Below are 19291 nucleotides of genomic sequence, written 5' to 3'. Positions count from 1 at the left end.
GTCAGCGGCCGTCGATGGCCGCCAGGCGCTGCGCCAGGCGCCACAGCGCCAGCCGATGGGCGGCCACCAACTGGTCCGGCGCCGGGCCCTCGGCGGGCACGCTGATGCGGGCCTGGCCCGGCAGCAGCGGCGCCTGGCCCTGGGGATCGCTGAGCGTCCAGCGGGCGTTCAGCAGCACGCTGCGCCGGTCGGCGGCAGCCTCCAGGCTCAGCACCTCCAGGCGCAGCTGGCGCGTCGCCTGCACGCCGGCCGGCAGCCCGCCGCTCCAGACCCGGCCGGGGCCGCGCAGCAGGCCCAGGTCGTTGCCGACGATGCGCGGCACCGCCTCGCTCAACGGCTCGGCCCAGCGATGGCCCTCGATCTGCTGCAGGCCGCTGCTGCCCGTGGGCAGCCACAGCACGTTGCGCTCCAGGTATTCCGGCATGCGCACCGGCAGCACCAGCTGCCAGAGCCCTTCCGCAGCGGCGCCTGCGGCGGGCGGCACTTCGGGCGGCGCCTCGGGCGGCTCGACGCGCAGCTGGTAATAGCGCGGCGGTATGTCGGGGCCGCCGGCGCAGGCCGCCAGCCATAAGGCGGCAAGGGCGGCGAGGGCGGGCAGCAGCAGCCGGCACAGGGCCGGGCGGGCAGGGCTCATGGCGCCTTCTCCTTGGCAGGGGCGGGGGTGCGCGGCGCCTGCGGTGCGGCCTCGGGCGGCGCCGTCTGGCGGCCGCGCAGCAGTGCGTCGGGGCGGCGGTCCAGCAGCTCGGCCAGCTCGCGCAGCGCGCGGGCCGCGCGCGAGACATCGCGCAGGGTGTTGTCGAGCTGCAGCACCAGCGGCGACTCCGCATCGGTCTGCTGGCGCAGCGACAAGGCCAGCTGCGAGAGCTGCTCGGCCGTCTGCTGCAGGCCGCGCACCAGCGGGGAGTCGGGCGCCAGCAGGGCGTCGGCGCGCTGCGCCGTGCCGGAGAAGCGCTGGGCGGTGGCGCTGACGCTGTCGGCCGCCTGGCCGACCTTGTCGGAGGCGCGCGCGGCCGACTCGGCCAGCGGTCCGAAGCGGCGGTCCAGCTGTTCGCTGAACTTGCGCAGATTGGCCACGCTGGCGGCCAGGTCGCCCAGGGCCACGCGCAGCTGGTCGTCGGTGACGATGCCGCGTGCCGAGGCGGCGATGGCCGACACGTCGTCCACCAGGCGCCGGATGTCCAGGCCGTCGATTTGGTTCTTGATCTCCTGGATCGTCGTGGCCACCGTGGGAATCTCCAGCGGCCCGGCCGCGCCGCCGCCGCGGCGCTGCGTCTGCTTGTCGGGGCGCAGATCCAGGTCGACATAGAGCTGGCCGGTCAGCAGGCTCTGCATCGACAGCTGGGCGCGCAGCCCGCGTTCCACCAGGCCCGGCAGGATGGGCATGCCGGCCTTGCCGTTGGCCAGGCCGCGGATCGCCTCGGTCTCGATATCGGCCATCACGGGAATCGAGAACTCGTCGCGCTGCTTGTCGTAGGCCACGGCGATCGAGCTGACATTGCCCAGGCGCACGCCGCGGAACACCACCGGCGCGCCGACCTGCAGCCCGTAGATGGAGCCGCTGAAATACATCACGACGCGCTCGCGGCGCGCGAACAGCTCGCCGCCGCCCACCACGATCACCGCCGCGGTGGCCAGGATCAGGCCCAGCACGACGAAGGCGCCGATCAGGGTGGCATTGCCGCGGCGGCTCATCGGGAAACCTCCGCGCCGCGCGCTTCGGCACTCGCCTTGGGAACGGCCCGGCGGCTCATGCGGGCCTCCCGCGGCGCAGGAACTCGCGCACCGGCTCCGGCCCCCGCTCCAGCAGGCGCTGCGGGGCGTCGAGCGCGGTCATGGTCTTGCTTTGCGCGTCCAGGAAGAGGGCGCGGTCGGCCACCGCGAAGATGCTGACCAGCTCGTGCGAGACCATCACGACGGTGCGCCCCAGGTCGTCGCGCAGATGCATGATCAGCTCGTCCAGGCGCGCCGAGGTCAGCGGATCCAGGCCGGCCGAGGGCTCGTCCAGGTAGATCAGCTCGGGGTCCAGCGCCAGCGCGCGCGCGATCGCCGCGCGCTTCCTCATGCCTCCGCTCAGCGCGGCGGGCTCGGCGTCGAACTGCTCGCCCAGGCCCACCAGCTCCAGCTTGGCACGGGCCAGCCGCGCGCGCTCGGCGGCGTCGCCCGCACCGAACAATTCCATCGGCAGCATCACGTTTTCCCCCACGCTCATCGAACTCCACAGGGCGCCGGCCTGGAACATCACGCCGAAGCGGCGCCGCAGCCGGGCCTGCACGGCCGCATCCTCGCTGTGAATGTCTTCCCCCTGATAGCGCACCGAGCCGGCGGCCGGCGCCTGCAGGCCGATCAGATGGCGCAGCAGGGTGCTCTTGCCGCAGCCGCTGCCGCCCATGATGGCCAGCACCTCGCCGCGGCGGATCTCGAAGCTGAGATCGCGCTGCACCAGTTTGCGGCCGTAGGCCATGGTCAGGCCCTCGACCCGCACCGGGGCCTCGTCGTCGTCCCTTCCCATGCCCGGATGCCCGGCGTGTCGCGGCATCACCAGCCCAGCCTCTGGAAGGCCACCGTCATCGCCGAGGCGGCCACGACGATCCAGACGATGGCCTGCACCACCGCGGTCGTCACCGCCTGGCCCACCGCCTGGGCGCTGCGCCCGGCATGCAGGCCCTGGCGGCAGCCGGCCAGCGCCACCAGCAGGCAGTAGACCGTGCCCTTGGCCAGGCCGATCAGCGCATGGTTCAGGGTCAGCGACTGGTAGGCGCGGGTCATGAATTCGGTCGGCGTCACGCCGAAGATGCTCACCGCCACCAGCGCGCCGGCCAGCAGCGCGACCAGGGCCGCATAGAGGGTCAGGAAGGGCGCGGCCAGCAGCAGAGCCAGCAGGCGCGGCAGCACCAGATGCTCGACCGGATCGCCCCCCAGCGCGCGCAGCGCGTCGATCTCCTCGTTGGCCTGCATGCTGCCCAGCTGGGCCGCATAGGCGGCGCCGATGCGGCCGGCCAGGATGATGCCGGCCATCAGCGCGGCCACCTCGCGCACCACGCTGATCGTCACCAGATCGGCGATGAAGGTCTGGGCGCCGAAGCGCTCCAGCTGCACAGCGCCCATATAGGCCAGGATCACGCCGACCAGGCCGCTGACCACCGAGACGATCAGCACGCTGCGCGGACCGGCCTGGTCGAACTGCCAGACCAGGTCGGAGCGCCGCATCAATGCCCGGCCGCCGAGCAGGCGGCCGCAGGCCTGCAGCACCTCGCCGACGAACTGCCAGGTCAGCCGGGCGTCTTCCCACCAGGCCGCCACGCGGTTGCCGATGCGCATCAGGCGCTGGGAGCGCCTGATGCGGACGAGCAGGGGCGGCGGGGCGCCCGACCTGGGTGGCGTTGAGGACAAACTCATGCGGCGCCATGCTGCCTGAGTCCGGGGCCAGCGGCAACAGGCTTTTGTTTCGAGGCAGCGCCAACGCGGCGGCCGCCGGGCTGGCCCGGATTGGCACCGGATCGAAGCCCGAAGGAGGGAGTTTCGACCCTCGGCCCGCGACGGCGGGCGAGCGGGCGGGGGCCGGGAGCACTACGGACGCCTTACCAAGGCAGCTCCACCCCCAGTGCCTGCGCCGTCCGTCGCAGGGCGTCGGCGTTGGCGGCGCGCAGGGTGATGCCCTCGCGCGCGCTGGCCCGCGCTTGCCGGAAACCCCGCTCGCCGGGCATCAGAAGCTCCTGCCCTGGCTGGGCCGGCAACGTCCTGACCGCCTCGACCAGGGCCTCGGCCTGCATGAAGTAGCGGCCCGGCTCGGTGATCTGGGCCAGGTCCAGCGCGATGACGAAACCGTTCTGGTAATGGCGTCGGCGCGCCGGCGGCAGGCCCAGCGCCGGGGCCAGGATCGGGTTGTCGCTCAGCAGGCTGGCCAGCGCCTCCAGCATCAGGGCCAGGCCGGAGCCCTTGGCTCCGCCCAGGGGCAGCGGCGTCGTGGCCGCGGCCGGATCGGTGGTCGGCCGCCCCTGCGCGTCCAGCGCCCAGCCGGACGGCAGCGGCCGGCCCTCGGCCCTGGCCTGCTGCAGCTTGCCCAGCGCCACCGCGCCGGAGGCCATGTCGAACAGCAGCGGGTCGTGCCCCGGACCGCGCGGCACGGCGATCGACAGCGGCGCGGTCGACACCCCCGCGGCGGCGGCCTGGTGGTAGGCCATGTTCGGGCCGGATGCGGCCGCGGCGATGCCGGCCAGGCCGGCCTCGGCGATCAGCGCGGTGTAGTGGCCCAATGCGCCGGTGTGGGTGGTGTCGCGCAACAGGCACAGGCCGACGCCCGAGCGGCGCGCCAGCGCGACGGCCTCGAGCGCGGCGGCCTTCATGCCGGCGCCGCCGGCGCAGCGATCGCCCTCCAGCACGCTGAGGGCCGGCAGGCGCAGCAGCGGCTGGATCTGCGCCGCGCCGTTCATCTGGCCGCTGGCCAGCAGCTCGACATAGAAGGGCAGGCGGGACACGCCGTGCGAATCGGTGCCGCGCGCGTCGGCCCAGACCAGCATCTCGGCCACGTCCGCCGCATGGGCCGGCTGCAGGCCGGCGGCCTGCAGGATGCGCTCGGCCAGCCGGCGCAGGGCGGGTTCGGCCACCCGGATCGGTTCGCTGCTCATGGCATGGGGGCTTCCAGCGGCAGATGCTTGGCCAGCCAGTCGCGCACCAGGTTCAGCACCAGCTCGTTGTCGTCGGAGAAGATGAAGTGGTCGATATTGGACACCAGGTGCAGATCGGTCGGCATGCCGGCATGACGGAACATCTCGATCGACTGTTCGGTCGGCGTGACCGAGTCCACCGCGGGATGCAGCAGCAGCAGCGGGCGCGGCGCGATGCGGCCGATGACCTCGTTGGGCCGGAAGCCGACCATGCTGTCCACCACCTCGAAGGGAAACTCCATGAAGGAGCCGCTCGGCAGATTGGCGCGCATTTCGAGCGGGATCGGCACGATATCGAAGCGCGAGACCTTCAGCGAGCGTCCCGCGGCCAGCTCCTGCCGCCCATGCCGCAGCAGCTGCTGGAAGCGCTCCCAGGCCTCGGGCGCGGCATGCTGCTGGCGGAACTTGCTGGCGCCGTCGCCCCAGCCGCCGCTGGAGATGCAGGCCGCGATGCGCGCGTCGAGGCCGGCCGTGTAGACCGCGACCGCCGCGCCGAAGCTGTGCCCCATCACCGCGATGGCCTCGGCGTCCACCTCGGGCCGGGCGCGCAGCCAGCTCACCGCATTCGAGGTGTCGGCCACCTGCTCCAGGCAGATCACGCGGGCGCGCTCGCCCTGGCTCGCGCCGCAGCCGCGCATGTCGAAGCGCAGCGTGATATAGCCCAGCGAGCCGAACAGCCGGCTCGCCAGCCGCACCATGCCATCGTCCTTGTTGCTGCCGAAGCCATGCAGCAGCAGGATGGCGGGCCGCCGCTCGCCGGGGCGCAGCCCCTCGGGCAGTTGCAGCACGCCGGCCAGTTCGAGCCCGTCGGACGGGAAGGAGATCGATCGTTCCATCATCATCGTCATTCCCGCTCAGAGGCCTTGCGACAGGAAGCGCTCGACGCTCGTGGCCAGGGCCACCGGCGTCTCGTCCATCGGGTAGTGGCCGGCGTTGGCCAGGATTTCCAGCTCGGCGTTGGGATAGCTGCTCAGGTAGGTGGCGCGCATCGCCGCCTCGTTCAGGCCGGCGTCATGCTGGCCGATGATGACCTGGATGGGCACCGCCCGGCCGGCGATCTCGGCCGAGAAGTCGCCGCGCGCCCAGGCCTGCAGATAGGCGCCGAAGGCCGCGGGCGTGGACCGGGTCAGCGAATGCTCGACCTTGCTCGCGATCCAGGCCTTGGACAGGCGTTGGCCGGTGCTGGCATCGATGATGGCGGCGCGCGCCTCGCGGCTGGCCGCGGCGCTGGCGAACAGCTCCCAGCTCGGGCCGTCGAAGGGCACGGCGCTGGCCGGCACCGGCGTGACGGCAACCAGGCGCTCGACCCGCTGCGGCGCATCGGCCAGCACGCGCTGGATCGCCTTGCCGCCCATCGAATGGCCGATCAGGCTGAAACGCGCCCAGCCCAGTTCATCGGCAAGCGCCAGCGTGTCCGCGGCGATCTCCTCCATCGTGTAGGCGCCGGCCTCGCCCATGCGCGCGCCGTAGCCGCGATGGTCGGGGAAGGCATAGGTGAAGCGCGCGCGATCGAGCACGTCGGCGAAGGGCCGCCAGGCGCCGGCGCTGCCGAACCAGCCGTGAAGGGCGATGACATGGATGGGGCCCTGCCCAACAAGCATCGGAAACGCCATGCAATAACTCCTTGATGTGCGGAAGAGGATGACGGTCCGCGGGCCGTTGCCGCAATGTAGGAGAGGCCCGGGCGAAGCGCAGGCTTGCGGGCTCCGCCGGCTTACCGGATCGTCTGCTTTTTCGCAGCCGCGCTCGCCCGAGCGCGGCACGGCCGGGCGCACAATGGCGCGAACATCATCAAAGACAAGCGCCGCCCCCGGGCCGGCGAGGAGACAAGCAGGATGAAAGACGCGCAGCCCTCGACGGCGGTGCAGGGCCGCTTCGGCCGCGTGGCGACCCATGCGACGCAGCGCGCCCTGGTCGAGCATGCCCATTTCGAGTTCAACTTCATCTTCTGGGTCGGCGGCGCGCCGACCGGCTTCAGGGTCGGCAAGTCGGAGCACCGGCTCGAGGAAGCGAACGCGATCCTGGTCAATCCCTGGCTGCCGCATGCCAAGCTGCTCAGCGCCGGCGGCCCGACCCTGGTGCTGACCGTGCTGCCCGATCCGCAATGGCTGGCGCAGACGCTGGACCTGCAGGACATGCCCATCGTCAAGCTGTTCTCCAAGGGCTGCGTCGCGGTGACGCCGCGCGTGCGCGCCCAGGTCGACCGACTGGCCGCGACCATGAATGCGGGCGCGGCCTTCGGCGACAACGCCTACGAGCCGATGGTGCGCGAGCTGGTCGTCATGCTGGCCGACGAATACGCGGACCCCGAGCTGCGCAAGACCTTCTACCGGCGCGACCGACCGATGGACGCGCGCATCTCGCGCTCGCTGGGCCTGATCCGCGAGGCCGCGCTGACGAACCCCAACCTGGACGAGATCGCCAGCCGCGTGGGCCTGTCGCGCTCGCGCTTCTTCGAGCAGTTCAAGGCCTGCGTCGGCGCCTCGCCGCAGCAGTACCTTGACTGGGCGCGCATGGCGGTCGCCACCAAGCTGCTGGCCAGCACCGAGAAGACGGTGGCCGACGTGTCCTTCGAGCTGGGCTTCTCGGCGCCCAGCCATTTCGCGCGCTTCTTCGCCCAGCATATGGGCGTGCCGCCCAGCGACTTCAAGCGCGGCGTGATCACCGAGGGCGAGGAGCCCGACAGAAGCCCGAGCCGGGCGCAGGGCTGAGCGCGGCTCCGATGCGGTTCCTCCCGGCCGCCGGGGCCCGGCTCAGGCGCCTACATAGGCCGCGAGATGTTCACCGGTCAGGGTGGAGCGGGCCTCGATGAGCTCGGCGGGCGTGCCCTCGAAGACGATCCGGCCGCCGTCATGGCCGGCGCCGGGGCCGAGATCGATGATCCAGTCGGCATGCGCCATGACCGCCTGGTGGTGCTCGATGACAATGACCGATTTGCCGGCGTCGACGAGCCGGTCGAGCAGGACCAGCAGTTGCTCGACGTCGGCGAGATGCAGGCCGGCGCTCGGCTCGTCGAGGACATAGATGCCGCCCTTCTCGGCCATCTGCGTGGCCAGCTTGAGCCGCTGCCGCTCGCCGCCGGACAGCGTGGTGAGCGGCTGGCCGAGGCCGAGGTAGCCCAGGCCCACGTCGGTCAGGCGTTCGAGGATGGCGTGCGCGGCCGGTATGCGCGCCGCACCGGCACCGAAGAATTCCTTGGCCTCGGCCACCGACATCGCGAGCACCTCGCTGATGTCGCGCCCCGCCAGGCGGTAGTCCAGCACCGCGGCCTGGAAGCGTTTGCCCTCGCATTCCTCGCAGATGCTGGCGACGCCGGCCATCATGGCCAGATCGGTGTAGACGACGCCGGCGCCGTTGCAGCCGGGGCAGGCGCCCTCGGAGTTGGCGCTGAACAGCGCCGGCTTGACGCCGTTGGCCTTCGCGAACGCCGTGCGGATCGGGTCGAGCAGCCCGCTGTAGGTCGCCGGGTAGCTCCGGCGCGAGCCGTTGATCGCGCCCTGGTCGATGGTCACCACGCCCGCGCCGGCGGGGATGGCCCCGTGCACCAGCGAGCTCTTGCCCGAGCCGGCAACGCCGGTGACGACGACCAGCACCCCGAGCGGGATGTCGACGTCGACATTGCGCAGGTTGTGCGTCGCCGCGCCGCGGATCGCCAGCCGGCCGGTGGGCCGGCGCAGCGCCTTCTTCGGGGCGGCCCGGTCGTCGAAATGGCGGCCGGTGAGCGTGCCGCTGGCCCGCAAGCCTTCGACGCTGCCCTCGAAGCAGACGCTGCCGCCCGCCGCACCGGCGCCGGGGCCGAGGTCGACGACATGGTCGGCGATCGCAATCGTCTCCGGCTTGTGCTCCACGACCAGCACCGTGTTGCCCTTGTCGCGCAGCCGCAGCAGCAGCTCGTTCATGCGCTGGATGTCGTGCGGATGCAGCCCGATGGTGGGTTCGTCGAAGACGTAGGTGACGTCGGTCAGCGAGGAGCCGAGGTGGCGGATCATCTTGACGCGCTGGGCCTCGCCGCCCGACAGCGTGCCCGACGGCCGGTCCAGCGAGAGGTAGCCCAGCCCGATCTCCACGAAGGAGGCCAGCGTATGCGTCAGCGCGGCGAGCAGCGGCGCCACCGACGGCTCGTTCAGGCCGCGGACCCAGGCGGCCAGCTCGCTGATCTGCAGCGCGCAGGCGTCGGCGATATTGAGCTTCTTGATCCGGGAGGAGCGGGCGGCCTCGCCGAGCCTCGTGCCGGCGCATTCGGGGCAGGTGGAGAAGGTCACGGCCCGCTCCACGAAGGCGCGGACATGGGGCTGCAGCGTGTCGACGTCCTTGGACAGCATCGATTTCTGGATCTTCGGGATCAGCCCCTCGTAGGTCAGATTGATCCCGTCGACCTTGATCTTGGTCGGCTCCTTGTGGAGCAGGTCGTGCAGTTCCCTCTTGCTGAACTTGCCGATCGGCTTGTCCGGGTCGAAGAAGCCGCAGCCCTTGAAGATGCGGCCGAACCAGCCGTCCATGCTGTAGCCGGGGATCGTCAGCGCGCCCTCGTTGAGCGACTTGCCGGCATCAAACAGCTGGGCCAGATCCATGTCGGTCACGCTGCCCATGCCCTCGCAGCGCGGGCACATGCCGCCGCTGCGGTTGAAGCTCTGCTTGACGGTCTTGGTCTTGCCCTCGCCGCGTTCCACCGTGATCGCCCCGACCGCCCGCACCGAGGGGACGTTGAAGGCGAACGCGTTGGGCGGGCCGATATGCGGCCTGCCGATCCGGCTGAAGAGGATGCGCAGCATCGCGTTGGCGTCGGTGGCGGTGCCGACCGTCGAGCGTGCGTTGGCCCCCATCCGTTCCTGATCGACGATGATCGCGGTCGTCAGCCCTTCCAGCACGTCGACCTCGGGCCGCGCCAGGGTCGGCATGAAGCCCTGCACGAAGGCGCTGTAGGTCTCGTTGATCATGCGCTGCGACTCCGCGGCGATCGTGCCGAACACCAGCGAGCTCTTGCCCGATCCGGAGACGCCGGTGAACACCGTCAGCCGGCGCTTCGGCAGCTCGATGCTGAGGTCCTTGAGGTTGTTCGCGCGCGCGCCCCGTACGCGGATCAGGTCGTGGCGGTCGGCCTCGTGTCGCGCCGGCGCCGGCGACTGCGCCGACGACTGCGTCTTCTTGCGCATGCTCATGCTTGCTGTGCCCCCTTCTGAGAGATTTGAGAGATTCGAGCGATGGACGGACCGGTTCAGCGCGCTTGCTGGATGCGCAGCATATTGCCCGCGGGATCGCGGACGCCGCAGTCGCGCACCCCGTAGGGCTGCTCGGTCGGTTCCTGGACGATGTCGGCGTCGCCGGCCTGCAGGCGCTCGAAGGTGGCGTCGAGATCCTTGCTGGCCAGCAGCAGCGTGGCGAAGGTGCCCTTGGCCATCATCTCGGCGATGGTGCGGCGCTCGTCCTCGGTGATGCCGGGGGTGGCGGCCGGTGGGTACAGGACGATGGAGGTGCCGGGCTGGCCGGCGGGGCCGACCGTGATCCAGCGCATCCCCTGGTAGCCGACATCGTTGCGAAGCTCGAAGCCGAGGATGTCGCGATAGAAGGCCAGCGATGCTTCCGGGTCGCTATGGGGCAGGAAGGTCGAGTGAATGGTGAGGTCCATGGCTGAGTCTCCATCAGGGCTGAGGTCCGTGACGCTCAGTCTAGTTGGGGCTCGGCGTCCGGCGCTTCTCGATTCCTGATCGGTCGGGTCACCTGTTTGGCCACGCAGGACGGCAGCCCCGCCATCGCCTGCGCCGCCTGCGCCGCCTGACGCCGATAGACGCCGGGCGGCACCCCGACCAGCTCGGCGAAGCGCGTGCTGAAGGTGCCCAGCGACGCGCAGCCGACCGTGAAACAGACCTCGGTGACGCTGAGGTCGCCGCGGCGCAGCAGGGCCATCGCGCGCTCGATGCGCCGCGTCATCAGGTAGGCATAGACCGACTCGCCATAGGCGAGCCGGAACTGGCGGCTCAGGTGCCCGGCCGACATATGCACGCCGCGGGCGAGCGCCTCGACGTCCAGGGGCTGCGCATACTCCCGGTCGATCCGGTCACGCACGCGGCGCAGCCGCGTGAGGTCGCGCAGCTGCTGCGCTGCGGCGGGTCTGATGGTCATCGGCATGATCCTGCCATGTCGCACCGGAGCGCTCAAGCCCCTCACCGCGACGGCGCTGCCGAGCAATCGCCGGCCCGGTCGGCGGCGGCCGTTCGCGGGCCGAGATCAAGCGGCCGGCAGCGCGGGGCAGGCCGGGCACCAGGCGGTCGGCGCCAGCAGCCGGCTTTCCTGCTGCGTCACCATGCCCTGTACCTTCTCGAGATAGGCGGCCCAGCGCGGGTCGCGCTGCAGCCTGGCGCGCCGCGCCGCGCGGTCGGCATGGTCCTCGAAGGCCCAGAGATGGACGACCTGGTTCAGCAGGCCGCTCTCGCTGGTGTAGTAGCCGACCAGGCGCTGGTAGATCTCGCGGTGCAGCGGCAGGCCGAACCGCTCGTAGGCGGCCAGGAAGGCCGGCAAGCGGCCCGGCACCAGGCTGTAGATGCGCTGTTCGACGATCATGCCGGGCGCCGCGTCGCGCGCGCGATCGCGGCCGCCTTGGCCGGCTCGAACACGCTCTTGGGGACCAGGGTGTGCACGCCCTTGGCCGGCACATTGGCATAGACCGTGCCGGTCTGGTGCGAGTACTGGGTGATGCGCACGCTGCCGGCCACGCTGATCAGCGAATAGGCCTCGTCGCGCCCCAGCCCCGCGGCGGCCGAGAGCCAGTCGATCGTGTTCAGCAGGCTGGCGCTCAGGGCCTTCTCCAGCGACTCGCCATGGCCGACCAGCACCCAATGGGTGGGGGTCTCGACCAGCAGGCTCCGCAACGGCGCACGCTTGTGCAGCACGAACTGGATGCGCATATCCTCCATCGCGGTCTCGATCGCGGTCTGGTTGACCACGCCGTCGCCCTGGGCCGCATGCGAGTCGCCGGTCCAGACCAGGCCGCCGGGGCGCAGCACCGGCAGGAAGATGGCCGCCCCCTCGGTCAGCTCGCGCAGCACGATATTGCCGCCCCAGGGGCCGCTGAGGATGCCGCTGACCGGCTGGTCGCCGGCCGGCATCGTCGCAATCACGCCCTGGGTCGGCTGCAGCGCGTAGCCGATGCCGTCCTTGAACTCGGCGCGCGTGCGCGCCGCGTCGAACCTGAAATACTGCAGATAGGGCTTCTTGAACTCGCCGGGCAGCGCGCCAACGCCCAGCGGCGCGCTGTTCCAGCCCCATTCGATCGGCTTGAGGCGCAGCATCCGGCATTCGATCCAGTCGCCCGGCTCGGCGCCGCGCAAGGCCACCGGCCCGACCAGCGAATAGGGCCCGGCCGGATAGCGCCTGCGGATCGGCTCGCGCTCGTCGAAGCCCATGCCGTACCTGGCCTCGTTGGCCCAGTTGACCCAGGTGTTCGGGTAATGGACCACATCGCCCGAATCGATGCTCACGGCCGGCGGCGCGTGCGGGTCCATCGCGCCGACCCGCACGGTCTGCTGCGTCGAGGGCAGCACATGGGTGCGGCCCTGGGGGGCGGCCGCCGGCGCGCTCGAGCCGCCGATGCCGGTCGCGCAGCCCGTCAGCGGCAGCAGGGCCGCCAGGCCGAGACCGCCGCCCCAGCCCAAGGCGGCGCGCCGGTCGGGCGAGGCCAGCCGGGTCCGGCGCCGGTCCGCGATCCGCTCGAGCTCGAGCCGGTCGACGCCCTCGGCGTGCACGGCGGCGGGCGCCCCGGCGGCGAGGCGGTGCAGGCATTGGCGCAGGCCGGCACAGCAGGCATAGGGAAGGTAGCGGTCCATGAGCTTCGCCCGATCAGCGTGCAAGCTGGGCCAGCGCGTGCCGGCGGAAGCTGTCGTCGGTCAGCGCCGCCAGGTCGGGCTTCTGGCGGATATTGCCCATCCTCAGATGCCAGGCGACCAGTTCGTCGACCGCGACGAAGGAGGGCGCGCCATCGGCCGGAAAGTCCAGCATCGGCGTCTCGGGGCTCAGCTCCATATTGTGCTTCCTCAGCAGCGCGGCGATCTCGGCCACGCCCCGGCCGCCGGGCAGCAGAAAGGCCTCGCGGTAGTCGCGCAGCGCGCGCAGATAGGCCACCAGATAGCGCCGGCCGGCCTCGGGGTTCTTCTTGGCGAGCTGGGCGCCGTAGAGCAGATAGCCGTTCGGGAAGTTCGGCCGGAACTGGTCCATCGACATCACGCGCACGCCGTTGATGCGCTTGAGCACCTGGGTCGCATGCGGCTCGTTGATGCAGCCGCCGTCGATCGATTTGTTGCCCATGCCGGCGACGACATTGGGCAGACCCAGCTGGACGATCTCGAACTCCTTCTCCGCCACGCCATGCTGGCGCGCCAGCTCCGAGACGAACCAGCTGCTGGGCGCGGCCAGGCCCGACGCGATCTTCATGCCGCGCAGATCGGCCGGCGTCCTGTAGCGCCCAGACTCGACCAGGTCGCGGCGCAGCACGAAGCTGATCGAGCCATGGCCCGGCGAATGCTGGCCGGCGCTGGCGACGATGGTCAGGTCGATCTGGCGCTGGCGCGAGTTGAAGATCATCGGGTTCGGGCCGCTGGCCAGCACCTCCAGCGCGCCGATCGCCAGGGCCTGGGCGGCGTCGCCCGAGCCCGGGAAGGCCTTGATCTCGACGTCCAGCCCCTGCTCGCGGAAATAGCCCTTCTCGGCGGCGATCAGCGAGATCGCGTCGAACATCGCGGCGATGATGCCGACGCGGATCTTCTGCGGCGGCTGCGCCCGCGCGGGCGACCGGGGCAGGGCGAGCGCGGCGGCGCCGGCCGCGAGCAGGCTGCGGCGCAGCGGGGAATGAGGCAAATGCGGCATCGTGAGCTCCGGGGGGTCAGGAACGCTGCTTCCAGGGCAGCAGGCGGCGCTCCAGCGCGTCAAGCGCGGCGAAGCTGGCGATGCCGGTCAGCGCGATCGCGACCAGGCCGACATACATGTCCTCCACCGTCAGCAGCTGCCAGGCGCGCCAGATGATGAAGCCGATGCCCGACTGGCTCGACACCATCTCGGCCGTCACCAGCAGCAGCAGCGCGGCGCCCCAGCCCAGGCGCAGGCCGGCGAAGATCACCGGCAGGGCGCCGGGCAGGGCGATGGTCAGGTAGCGGGCCAGCCGGCCGGCGCGGAAATTGCGCCCGACGTCGAGGTAGATCGCGTCGATATTGGCGACCCCGGCGGCCGTGGCGATCAGCACCTGGAAGAACACGCCGACCGCGATGATGGCCCATTTCGATTCCTCGCCGATGCCGAAGATCAGCATCAGCAGCGGCAGGATCGCCACCTTCGGGATCGGGAACAGCGCGCCGACCAGGGGCTGGACCGCCGCGCGCACGATCGGCACCAGGCCCATCACCGCGCCCAGCACGATGGCGGGCAGGGCCCCGATCGCGAAGCCGATCAGCGCGCGCGACAGGCTGACCAGCAGATGGCGCGGCAGCGACTGCTCCCAGGCAGCCTCGACGCTCATCGCGTAGAAGGTGCCGACGATCTGCGAGGGCGCCGGGAAGAAGCGCGCGTCCAGCGCGCCGGCGCGCACCGCGGCTTCCCACAGCAGCAGCAGGGCCAGCGGCGCCAGCAGCGCGGCGAGGCGCTCCTGCATGCGCCGCGAGACGCGCCGCGTCGCCGGGGCGACCGGCCGGCGCTCGTCGATCAGGGGCGCGGAAGCGGTGATCCGGTTCATGACAACTCCTGGGGTGCGCGGCCGTGCAGCACCTCTTCGCGCAGTTCGGCCCACAGGCGCCGGCTCAGCTGGGCATAGGCGCTGCTGGCGCGCAGCTCATAGGCGGCGCGCGGGCGTTCCAGGCCGACCGCGACATCGGCCTTCAGCCGGCCGGGCCGCGCCGTCATCACCAGCGCCCGGTCGCTCAGCACCAGGGCCTCGTCGATCGAATGGGTGATGAAGAGCACGGTCTTCCTGCTCTCTTCCCAGATGCGCAGCAGCTCCTCCTGCAGCAGGGCCTTGTTCTGCTCGTCGAGCGCGGCGAAGGGCTCGTCCATCAGCAGGATCTCGGGGTCGTTGGCGAAGGCGCGGGCGATCGAGACGCGCTGCTTCATGCCGCCCGAGAGCTGGTGCGGATAGCTGTGACGGAAGGCGCCCAGGCCGACCTTGTCGATGTAGTGCCGCACGACCTCGGTGCGCTCGGCGCGCGCCACGCCGCGCATGCGCAGCCCGTACTCGACATTGCGCTCCACCGTCATCCAGGGGAACACCGACTGCTCCTGGAACACCATCGAGAGCAGCGGCTTGCTGCGCTCGAAATGCGCCAGTCGCAGGGTGCCGCTGCTGTGCGTCTCCAGCCCCGCGACGATGCGCAGCAAGGTGGTCTTGCCGCAGCCCGAGGGGCCGACCAGGCAGCAGAACTGCCCCCGCTCGACCGCCAGGCTGACGCCTTCCAGCGCGACGACGGTCCGGCCGCGCTCGACGAACCGCTTGCCGAGGTTCTCGATCCGGATCTGCGGGACCGCTTCTGCGCTCGGTTCGGCGAGCTGCGCAAACGGGCGTTCGACGGCGGTGTTCATGCGACCGTTCCCCTCAGGCCGCGCGCAGCGACTGCGACAGCCGGGCCTGCAGCTGCGGCGACAGGATGGCCTTGGGCAGCATGCCGTGCATGGTCTGCAGCGGCTTGTTGGTGTAGACCGTCTGCAGCTGGCGCGCGAACTTGGTGACGCGGAAGCTGCCGGCCAGGCTGAACAGCGAATAGGCCTCGGCGCGCGACATCTCCAGCGCCGGGGCCGACCAGTCCAGCAGATGGCGCAGGCATTGCACCAGCGCGTCGTCCAGCGTGGCGCCGAAGCCGACGCCGATCCAATGCGTCGCGGTCTCGGCGATCGGCAGCTGCACGCTGCGGCGCTTGTGCAGCACATACTGGATGCGCAGCTCCTCCATCGCGGTCTCCAGCGCGGTCTGGTTGACCATGCCATCGCCCTGCACCGCATGGGAGTTGCCGGTCCAGACGCGGCCGCCGGCATGGAACACCGGCAGGAACAGCGCCGTGCCCTCGACCAGCTCGTGCAGCCCGAGCTTGCCGCCGTAGGGCCCGTTGAGGATGCCGCTGACCGCCTTGTCGCCGGGCGGCTGGGTGGCGAACAGGCCCTGGCCCGGATGCAGATCCAGGCGGATACCGGGGGCGAACTCGACCGACCGGCGATCCGGCCCGAACTTGAAGTACTGCAGATAGGGCTGCTTGAAGTCCTCCGGCAGCGTGCCCACATTGACCGGCGAGGAGTTCCAGCCCCATTCGATCGGCCGCGCCTTCAGGGTGCGGATCTCGATCAGGTCGCCGGGCTCGGCGCCGCGCACGACCACCGGGCCGATGTTCGAATAGGGTCCGGCCGGATAGCGTTTACGGATCGGCTCGCGCTCGGCGAAGCTCATGCCGTAGCGCGGCTCGTTGGCCCAGTTGAGCCAGGTGTTCGGGTAATGGACCACGTCGCCGGACTCGATCACCGCGGCCGGCTCGGCGGCCGGGTCCAGCGCGCCGACCCGCACGGTCCTGGGGTTGCACTCGACCACATGGGTGCGGCCCGCGGGGGCGGGCGCGAGCGCGGCGCCTTGCGGTTGGGGATGCGGCGCCGCGCAGGCCGAGGCCACGGCCGCGATGCCGCTGCCCAGCAGCATGCGACGGCTCAGGCCCAGGCGGGCCGCGCCGCGTTCCAGGCTCGCGGCCTGCTCGTCGGCACCGAGGATGCGTTGTGTCTCCATCTTGTTCTACCTTGTCTGTGCTTGTTTGGGGGGGCTTCAGCGCGTCTCGCTGGCGCCGATGGCCCTGATGCCGGCGCGCACCGCGTCCTCGTCGAACTGCGAGGAGGCCGCGCTGGCGCCGGCCGCGCCGATCAGCACGCCGTCGACGAAGATCGGCAGCGAGCCCTGCGAGGGGAACATCGGGCCGCCATAGGACAGCGCGCTGATCTGGCCGAACACGATCGGGTTGGCCTTGTAGCGCTCCATCAGCTCGCGGCCCGCGACGCCGCCGGTGGCGACGCTGGCGATCGCCTTGCCGCGTGCCACGTCGAAGCTGCCGAAGGGCACGCCGTTCATGCGTGCCCCGGTCACGACATGGCCCGCCGAGTCGACCACGACGATCGAGATACCGGCCTTGCCGGCCTTGGCGAACTCGATCGCCGCCTGCATCAGCCTCGTCGCCTGCTCCAGCGAGATATGGGCGGCCGGCAGGGCCGGCTGCAGCGGCGGCTGCTGCGCTTGCGCCGCGGCGCCGCCGGCGAGCAGGGTACCGAGGACGAGGTGTCGAATGGCGTTCATCGTGGATCTCCTGGACGGGGCCGGGTCTTGCTTAGCGGTCTTGCTTAAAAACGATGCCGGACGCCGACGCCGACGATCTGCTGCTCGACCTTGGGCGACTCGAACTTGTCGCTGTAGGCGGCCGCATAGAGATCGGTGCGCTTGGACAGCGGATGGTCGTAGCCCAGCGCCCAGCCGGTGCGGCGCGGCGAAGTGGTCGGGCTGCGGTCGTCGATGGTCGAGCGCGCATAGGTGGCCCAGAGCGCGCCGATGCCGACCGGCACCGCCGCGCCCAGCTCGTAGCTGCGGCGCTGGACGTCGAGCCTGCCGTTGTTGAAGCTTTCCTCGATGTCATGCACCTGCGCGAACAGCTGCACCCGCTTGAAGTCGTAGCTGGCGCCGACCATATAGGCCTTCTGCTCGCGGCCGTTGTTGTTGGCGTTCAGGTCGATCAGGCGCGTGCCGACCACGACGCTCCAGCCCGCGCCGGCATAGCGCAGGGTGCCGTCGAAGCCCTGCTCCTGGTGCTTGTTGGGGCCCTCGGAGATCTCCTGGCCGAAGGACCAGACCGCGTCGGCGAGGAGGCCGGTCGAGCCCGGGCTGCGGTAGCGGATCGAGTTGTTGAAGCGCGTGTTTCCCTGCAGGTTGTTGCGGAAGACATGGCCGAAGGCGGTGCCGAAGGTGGTCGAGCCGGCGAAGGGCGTGAAATTGGTCGTCGCCAGCGAATAGGGTGTCACATGGCGGCCCAGGGTCAGCGCGCCCCAGGAGGACTCCAGGCCGATGACGGCCAGGCGGGCCCAGAAGGGGTCGGCATCGTTGCGGCCGATCTGGCCGGTGTCCATGCGCATATAGGACTCGAGGTTGAACACCGCCTTCAGGCCGTCGCCCAGGTCCTCGCTGCCGCGAAAGCCGAGGTAGGAGGTGGTCAGGCCGCCGGAGTTCAGCACCTGGGCATGGCCCTGGGGCGCGCTGCCGCCGCGGTTCTTGACATCGCCCGCGAAGAGGTCGGCGGTGCCGTAAATCGTCACGCTGCTCTGCGCCTGCGCGCCCAGGGCGAGCATGGCCATCGGGATGGCCGCGAGGGCCTGCTTGATCTTTTTCATATGTCTCCGGTCCGGGTTGCAAACAAAGGCCTCAGGGGCGCTCCGTGCGGCTCGTGTTGCCTGTCATCGACCGCGGCCTGATGGGTCGGGTCTGGAACCGGCGGGGGTGGCGCCGGTGCTCCAACATCGGCGGCGCAGGTCCGCTGGGGAACACCTCAAGGCTAGGGCCGGCGGGGGCGGGGGCCGGAACCGGAATTGCCGCTGGCGTACCGTTTTGTCCGAGCTTTGTCCGAGCTTGCGCCGCCTCAGCCGGCGATCTTCTCGACCCGCTGCTGGATCGCGCCAAAGATGCTCAGGCCGGTGCTGTCGAACATCTCCAGCCGCACCTCGTCGCCGAAGCGCAGGAAGGGCGTCACGGCCCGGCCGGTCTCGAGCTGTTCATGGGCGCGCAGCTCGGCCAGACAGCCGCAGCCGCGGCTGCGCTCGCCCTCGGGCGCCGCAATCGCGCCCAGACCGAGCAGGGTGCCGGCCGACAGATCGCGGGTGCGTGCGCCATGCGCGATCAGCTCGTGATAGCCGAAGCTGGCGCCCTCGGCCGGATTCAGCGTGCCGATCATCGTGCCGCGCGCCTCGGAGATATAGGTGCCGGCCAGCCAGCGCCCGTCCCAGGCCGCGCCCAGTTCGTCGGGCGTGACGAACACCGGGCCCAGCGTGCGGAAGGGCTTGCCCTGCATGAAGCCGAAGCCGCGCGGGATCTCGCTGGCGATGATGTTGCGCAGCGAGGTGTCGTTCAGCAGGCCCAGCAGGATCACATGGCGCCTGGCCCGCTCGGGCGTCGTGCCCTGCGGCACGCGGTCGGTGACCACCACCACCTCGGCCTCGTAGTCGATACCCAGCGACTCGTCGTCGAGGAACTCGATCGGCTCATGGGCCGCCAGGAAACGGTCCGAGTTGCCCTGGTAGAGCAGGGGGACGGTGTCGAAGTCGGTCGGCATCGCCGCGCCTCGGGCCTTGCGCACCGCGCGCATATGGGCCGGGTAGGCGCTGCCGTCGAGAAACTGGTAGGCGCGCGGCAGCGGCGCATCCAGCGCCTCGCGCTCGAGCGCGAAGGACTCGGGCAGCGCGCCGGCGTTGAGCCGGCGGTACAGCGCGTCGAGCCGGTCGCGCACATCGCTCCATTGGTCGATCGCGGCTTGCATCGTCGCGGCGATATCGGCGGCGCTGACCGCGCGGCTCAGGTCCTGGCTGACGACCAGCAGGGCGCCGTCGCGGCTGCCGTTCTTGAGGGTGGCGAGTTTCATGTTTGGATT

General features: G+C 71.0%; 20 protein-coding genes. 1 reads left to right on the top strand and 19 read right to left on the bottom strand.

Features of this window, described 5'->3' with window-relative positions; genetic code table 11:
- Position 1: 1 nt before the first annotated feature.
- The 7 genes from AC07OQ_RS00875 to AC07OQ_RS00845 all read right to left on the bottom strand — a co-directional run bounded on the left by AC07OQ_RS00875 (position 2) and on the right by AC07OQ_RS00845 (position 6277).
- The gene (locus AC07OQ_RS00875; RefSeq protein WP_495051187.1) at positions 2–634 is read right to left on the bottom strand and encodes a PqiC family protein; all 633 of its coding nucleotides are present in this window, start codon (positions 632–634) and stop codon (positions 2–4) included.
- Positions 631–1692, bottom strand: a complete 1062-nt coding sequence (locus tag AC07OQ_RS00870) for an MlaD family protein (protein WP_495051186.1) — start codon at positions 1690–1692, stop codon at positions 631–633. The genes AC07OQ_RS00875 and AC07OQ_RS00870 overlap by 4 nt, the downstream gene beginning before the upstream one ends.
- A gap of 55 nt (positions 1693–1747) precedes the next feature.
- Positions 1748–2509 (bottom strand): ABC transporter ATP-binding protein, encoded by a 762-nt coding sequence (locus AC07OQ_RS00865; protein ID WP_495051185.1) that lies wholly within the window; start codon positions 2507–2509, stop codon positions 1748–1750.
- A gap of 26 nt (positions 2510–2535) precedes the next feature.
- Positions 2536–3396, bottom strand: a complete 861-nt coding sequence (locus AC07OQ_RS00860) for an MlaE family ABC transporter permease (protein WP_495051184.1) — start codon at positions 3394–3396, stop codon at positions 2536–2538.
- A 182-nt stretch (positions 3397–3578) separates the two neighbouring features.
- Positions 3579–4625, bottom strand: coding sequence for an Ldh family oxidoreductase (locus AC07OQ_RS00855; protein WP_495051183.1), 1047 nt, complete (start codon positions 4623–4625; stop codon positions 3579–3581).
- A complete protein-coding gene (locus AC07OQ_RS00850; protein WP_495051182.1) occupies positions 4622–5506 on the bottom strand; it encodes an alpha/beta hydrolase in 885 nt (294 codons plus the stop codon). The genes AC07OQ_RS00855 and AC07OQ_RS00850 overlap by 4 nt, the downstream gene beginning before the upstream one ends.
- A gap of 12 nt (positions 5507–5518) precedes the next feature.
- Positions 5519–6277: an alpha/beta fold hydrolase gene (locus tag AC07OQ_RS00845; RefSeq protein WP_495051181.1), complete on the bottom strand. Its 759-nt coding sequence runs from the start codon at positions 6275–6277 to the stop codon at positions 5519–5521.
- Positions 6278–6499: 222 nt separating this feature from the next.
- Between AC07OQ_RS00845 and AC07OQ_RS00840 the strand changes: the two genes are divergently transcribed.
- Positions 6500–7375, top strand: coding sequence for a helix-turn-helix domain-containing protein (locus AC07OQ_RS00840; RefSeq protein ID WP_495051180.1), 876 nt, complete (start codon positions 6500–6502; stop codon positions 7373–7375).
- Positions 7376–7417: 42 nt separating this feature from the next.
- On the opposite strand, the gene AC07OQ_RS00835 is transcribed toward AC07OQ_RS00840, so the two are convergent.
- The 12 genes from AC07OQ_RS00835 to AC07OQ_RS00780 all read right to left on the bottom strand — a co-directional run bounded on the left by AC07OQ_RS00835 (position 7418) and on the right by AC07OQ_RS00780 (position 19282).
- Positions 7418–9817: an ATP-binding cassette domain-containing protein gene (locus AC07OQ_RS00835; protein ID WP_495051179.1), complete on the bottom strand. Its 2400-nt coding sequence runs from the start codon at positions 9815–9817 to the stop codon at positions 7418–7420.
- 62 nt (positions 9818–9879) lie between these two features.
- Complete coding sequence (locus AC07OQ_RS00830) at positions 9880–10290, bottom strand: VOC family protein (protein WP_495051178.1); 411 nt, start codon at positions 10288–10290, stop codon at positions 9880–9882.
- A gap of 35 nt (positions 10291–10325) precedes the next feature.
- Positions 10326–10784, bottom strand: coding sequence for a helix-turn-helix transcriptional regulator (locus tag AC07OQ_RS00825; protein WP_495051177.1), 459 nt, complete (start codon positions 10782–10784; stop codon positions 10326–10328).
- A gap of 105 nt (positions 10785–10889) precedes the next feature.
- Positions 10890–11222, bottom strand: coding sequence for an NIPSNAP family protein (locus AC07OQ_RS00820; RefSeq protein WP_495051176.1), 333 nt, complete (start codon positions 11220–11222; stop codon positions 10890–10892).
- Positions 11219–12484: an acetamidase/formamidase family protein gene (locus AC07OQ_RS00815; RefSeq protein WP_495051175.1), complete on the bottom strand. Its 1266-nt coding sequence runs from the start codon at positions 12482–12484 to the stop codon at positions 11219–11221. The genes AC07OQ_RS00820 and AC07OQ_RS00815 overlap by 4 nt, the downstream gene beginning before the upstream one ends.
- A gap of 13 nt (positions 12485–12497) precedes the next feature.
- A complete protein-coding gene (locus AC07OQ_RS00810) occupies positions 12498–13520 on the bottom strand; it encodes an ABC transporter substrate-binding protein (protein ID WP_495051174.1) in 1023 nt (340 codons plus the stop codon).
- Positions 13521–13536: 16 nt separating this feature from the next.
- Complete coding sequence (locus tag AC07OQ_RS00805; protein ID WP_495051173.1) at positions 13537–14379, bottom strand: ABC transporter permease; 843 nt, start codon at positions 14377–14379, stop codon at positions 13537–13539.
- Positions 14376–15218 carry an ABC transporter ATP-binding protein gene (locus AC07OQ_RS00800; protein ID WP_495051172.1) on the bottom strand — a complete coding sequence of 281 codons (843 nt, stop codon included), beginning with the start codon at positions 15216–15218 and terminating at the stop codon, positions 14376–14378. Before AC07OQ_RS00800 ends, AC07OQ_RS00805 begins: the two co-directional genes overlap by 4 nt.
- Positions 15219–15231: 13 nt before the next feature.
- On the bottom strand, positions 15232–16401 hold the full coding sequence (locus AC07OQ_RS00795) for an acetamidase/formamidase family protein (RefSeq protein WP_495051171.1): 1170 nt from the start codon (positions 16399–16401) through the stop codon (positions 15232–15234).
- Positions 16402–16437: 36 nt separating this feature from the next.
- Positions 16438–16959 (bottom strand): GlcG/HbpS family heme-binding protein, encoded by a 522-nt coding sequence (locus AC07OQ_RS00790; RefSeq protein WP_495051170.1) that lies wholly within the window; start codon positions 16957–16959, stop codon positions 16438–16440.
- A 44-nt stretch (positions 16960–17003) separates the two neighbouring features.
- Positions 17004–18041 carry a porin gene (locus AC07OQ_RS00785; protein WP_495051169.1) on the bottom strand — a complete coding sequence of 346 codons (1038 nt, stop codon included), beginning with the start codon at positions 18039–18041 and terminating at the stop codon, positions 17004–17006.
- Between the two features lie 245 nt (positions 18042–18286).
- Positions 18287–19282: a fumarylacetoacetate hydrolase family protein gene (locus AC07OQ_RS00780; protein ID WP_495051168.1), complete on the bottom strand. Its 996-nt coding sequence runs from the start codon at positions 19280–19282 to the stop codon at positions 18287–18289.
- Between the last annotated feature and the right edge of the window lie 9 nt (positions 19283–19291).

The sequence above is a fragment of the Roseateles sp. GW821-FHT09B06 genome, assembly GCF_059418245.1.
Note: the sequence above shows the minus strand (reverse complement) of the source record. Positions and strands in the feature narration are given on the sequence as shown.

Excerpts from the sequence above, each read along its gene's own strand:
- AC07OQ_RS00875 (WP_495051187.1), bottom strand. The coding sequence starts at position 634 with ATGAGCCCTGCCCGCCCGGCCCTGTGCCGGCTGCTGCTGCCCGCCCTC.
- AC07OQ_RS00870 (WP_495051186.1), bottom strand. The coding sequence starts at position 1,692 with ATGAGCCGCCGCGGCAATGCCACCCTGATCGGCGCCTTCGTCGTGCTG.
- AC07OQ_RS00865 (WP_495051185.1), bottom strand. The coding sequence starts at position 2,509 with ATGGGAAGGGACGACGACGAGGCCCCGGTGCGGGTCGAGGGCCTGACC.
- AC07OQ_RS00860 (WP_495051184.1), bottom strand. The coding sequence starts at position 3,396 with ATGAGTTTGTCCTCAACGCCACCCAGGTCGGGCGCCCCGCCGCCCCTG.
- AC07OQ_RS00855 (WP_495051183.1), bottom strand. The coding sequence starts at position 4,625 with ATGAGCAGCGAACCGATCCGGGTGGCCGAACCCGCCCTGCGCCGGCTG.
- AC07OQ_RS00850 (WP_495051182.1), bottom strand. The coding sequence starts at position 5,506 with ATGATGATGGAACGATCGATCTCCTTCCCGTCCGACGGGCTCGAACTG.
- AC07OQ_RS00845 (WP_495051181.1), bottom strand. The coding sequence starts at position 6,277 with ATGGCGTTTCCGATGCTTGTTGGGCAGGGCCCCATCCATGTCATCGCC.
- AC07OQ_RS00840 (WP_495051180.1), top strand. The coding sequence starts at position 6,500 with ATGAAAGACGCGCAGCCCTCGACGGCGGTGCAGGGCCGCTTCGGCCGC.
- AC07OQ_RS00835 (WP_495051179.1), bottom strand. The coding sequence starts at position 9,817 with ATGCGCAAGAAGACGCAGTCGTCGGCGCAGTCGCCGGCGCCGGCGCGA.
- AC07OQ_RS00830 (WP_495051178.1), bottom strand. The coding sequence starts at position 10,290 with ATGGACCTCACCATTCACTCGACCTTCCTGCCCCATAGCGACCCGGAA.
- AC07OQ_RS00825 (WP_495051177.1), bottom strand. The coding sequence starts at position 10,784 with ATGACCATCAGACCCGCCGCAGCGCAGCAGCTGCGCGACCTCACGCGG.
- AC07OQ_RS00820 (WP_495051176.1), bottom strand. The coding sequence starts at position 11,222 with ATGATCGTCGAACAGCGCATCTACAGCCTGGTGCCGGGCCGCTTGCCG.
- AC07OQ_RS00815 (WP_495051175.1), bottom strand. The coding sequence starts at position 12,484 with ATGGACCGCTACCTTCCCTATGCCTGCTGTGCCGGCCTGCGCCAATGC.
- AC07OQ_RS00810 (WP_495051174.1), bottom strand. The coding sequence starts at position 13,520 with ATGCCGCATTTGCCTCATTCCCCGCTGCGCCGCAGCCTGCTCGCGGCC.
- AC07OQ_RS00805 (WP_495051173.1), bottom strand. The coding sequence starts at position 14,379 with ATGAACCGGATCACCGCTTCCGCGCCCCTGATCGACGAGCGCCGGCCG.
- AC07OQ_RS00800 (WP_495051172.1), bottom strand. The coding sequence starts at position 15,218 with ATGAACACCGCCGTCGAACGCCCGTTTGCGCAGCTCGCCGAACCGAGC.
- AC07OQ_RS00795 (WP_495051171.1), bottom strand. The coding sequence starts at position 16,401 with ATGGAGACACAACGCATCCTCGGTGCCGACGAGCAGGCCGCGAGCCTG.
- AC07OQ_RS00790 (WP_495051170.1), bottom strand. The coding sequence starts at position 16,959 with ATGAACGCCATTCGACACCTCGTCCTCGGTACCCTGCTCGCCGGCGGC.
- AC07OQ_RS00785 (WP_495051169.1), bottom strand. The coding sequence starts at position 18,041 with ATGAAAAAGATCAAGCAGGCCCTCGCGGCCATCCCGATGGCCATGCTC.
- AC07OQ_RS00780 (WP_495051168.1), bottom strand. The coding sequence starts at position 19,282 with ATGAAACTCGCCACCCTCAAGAACGGCAGCCGCGACGGCGCCCTGCTG.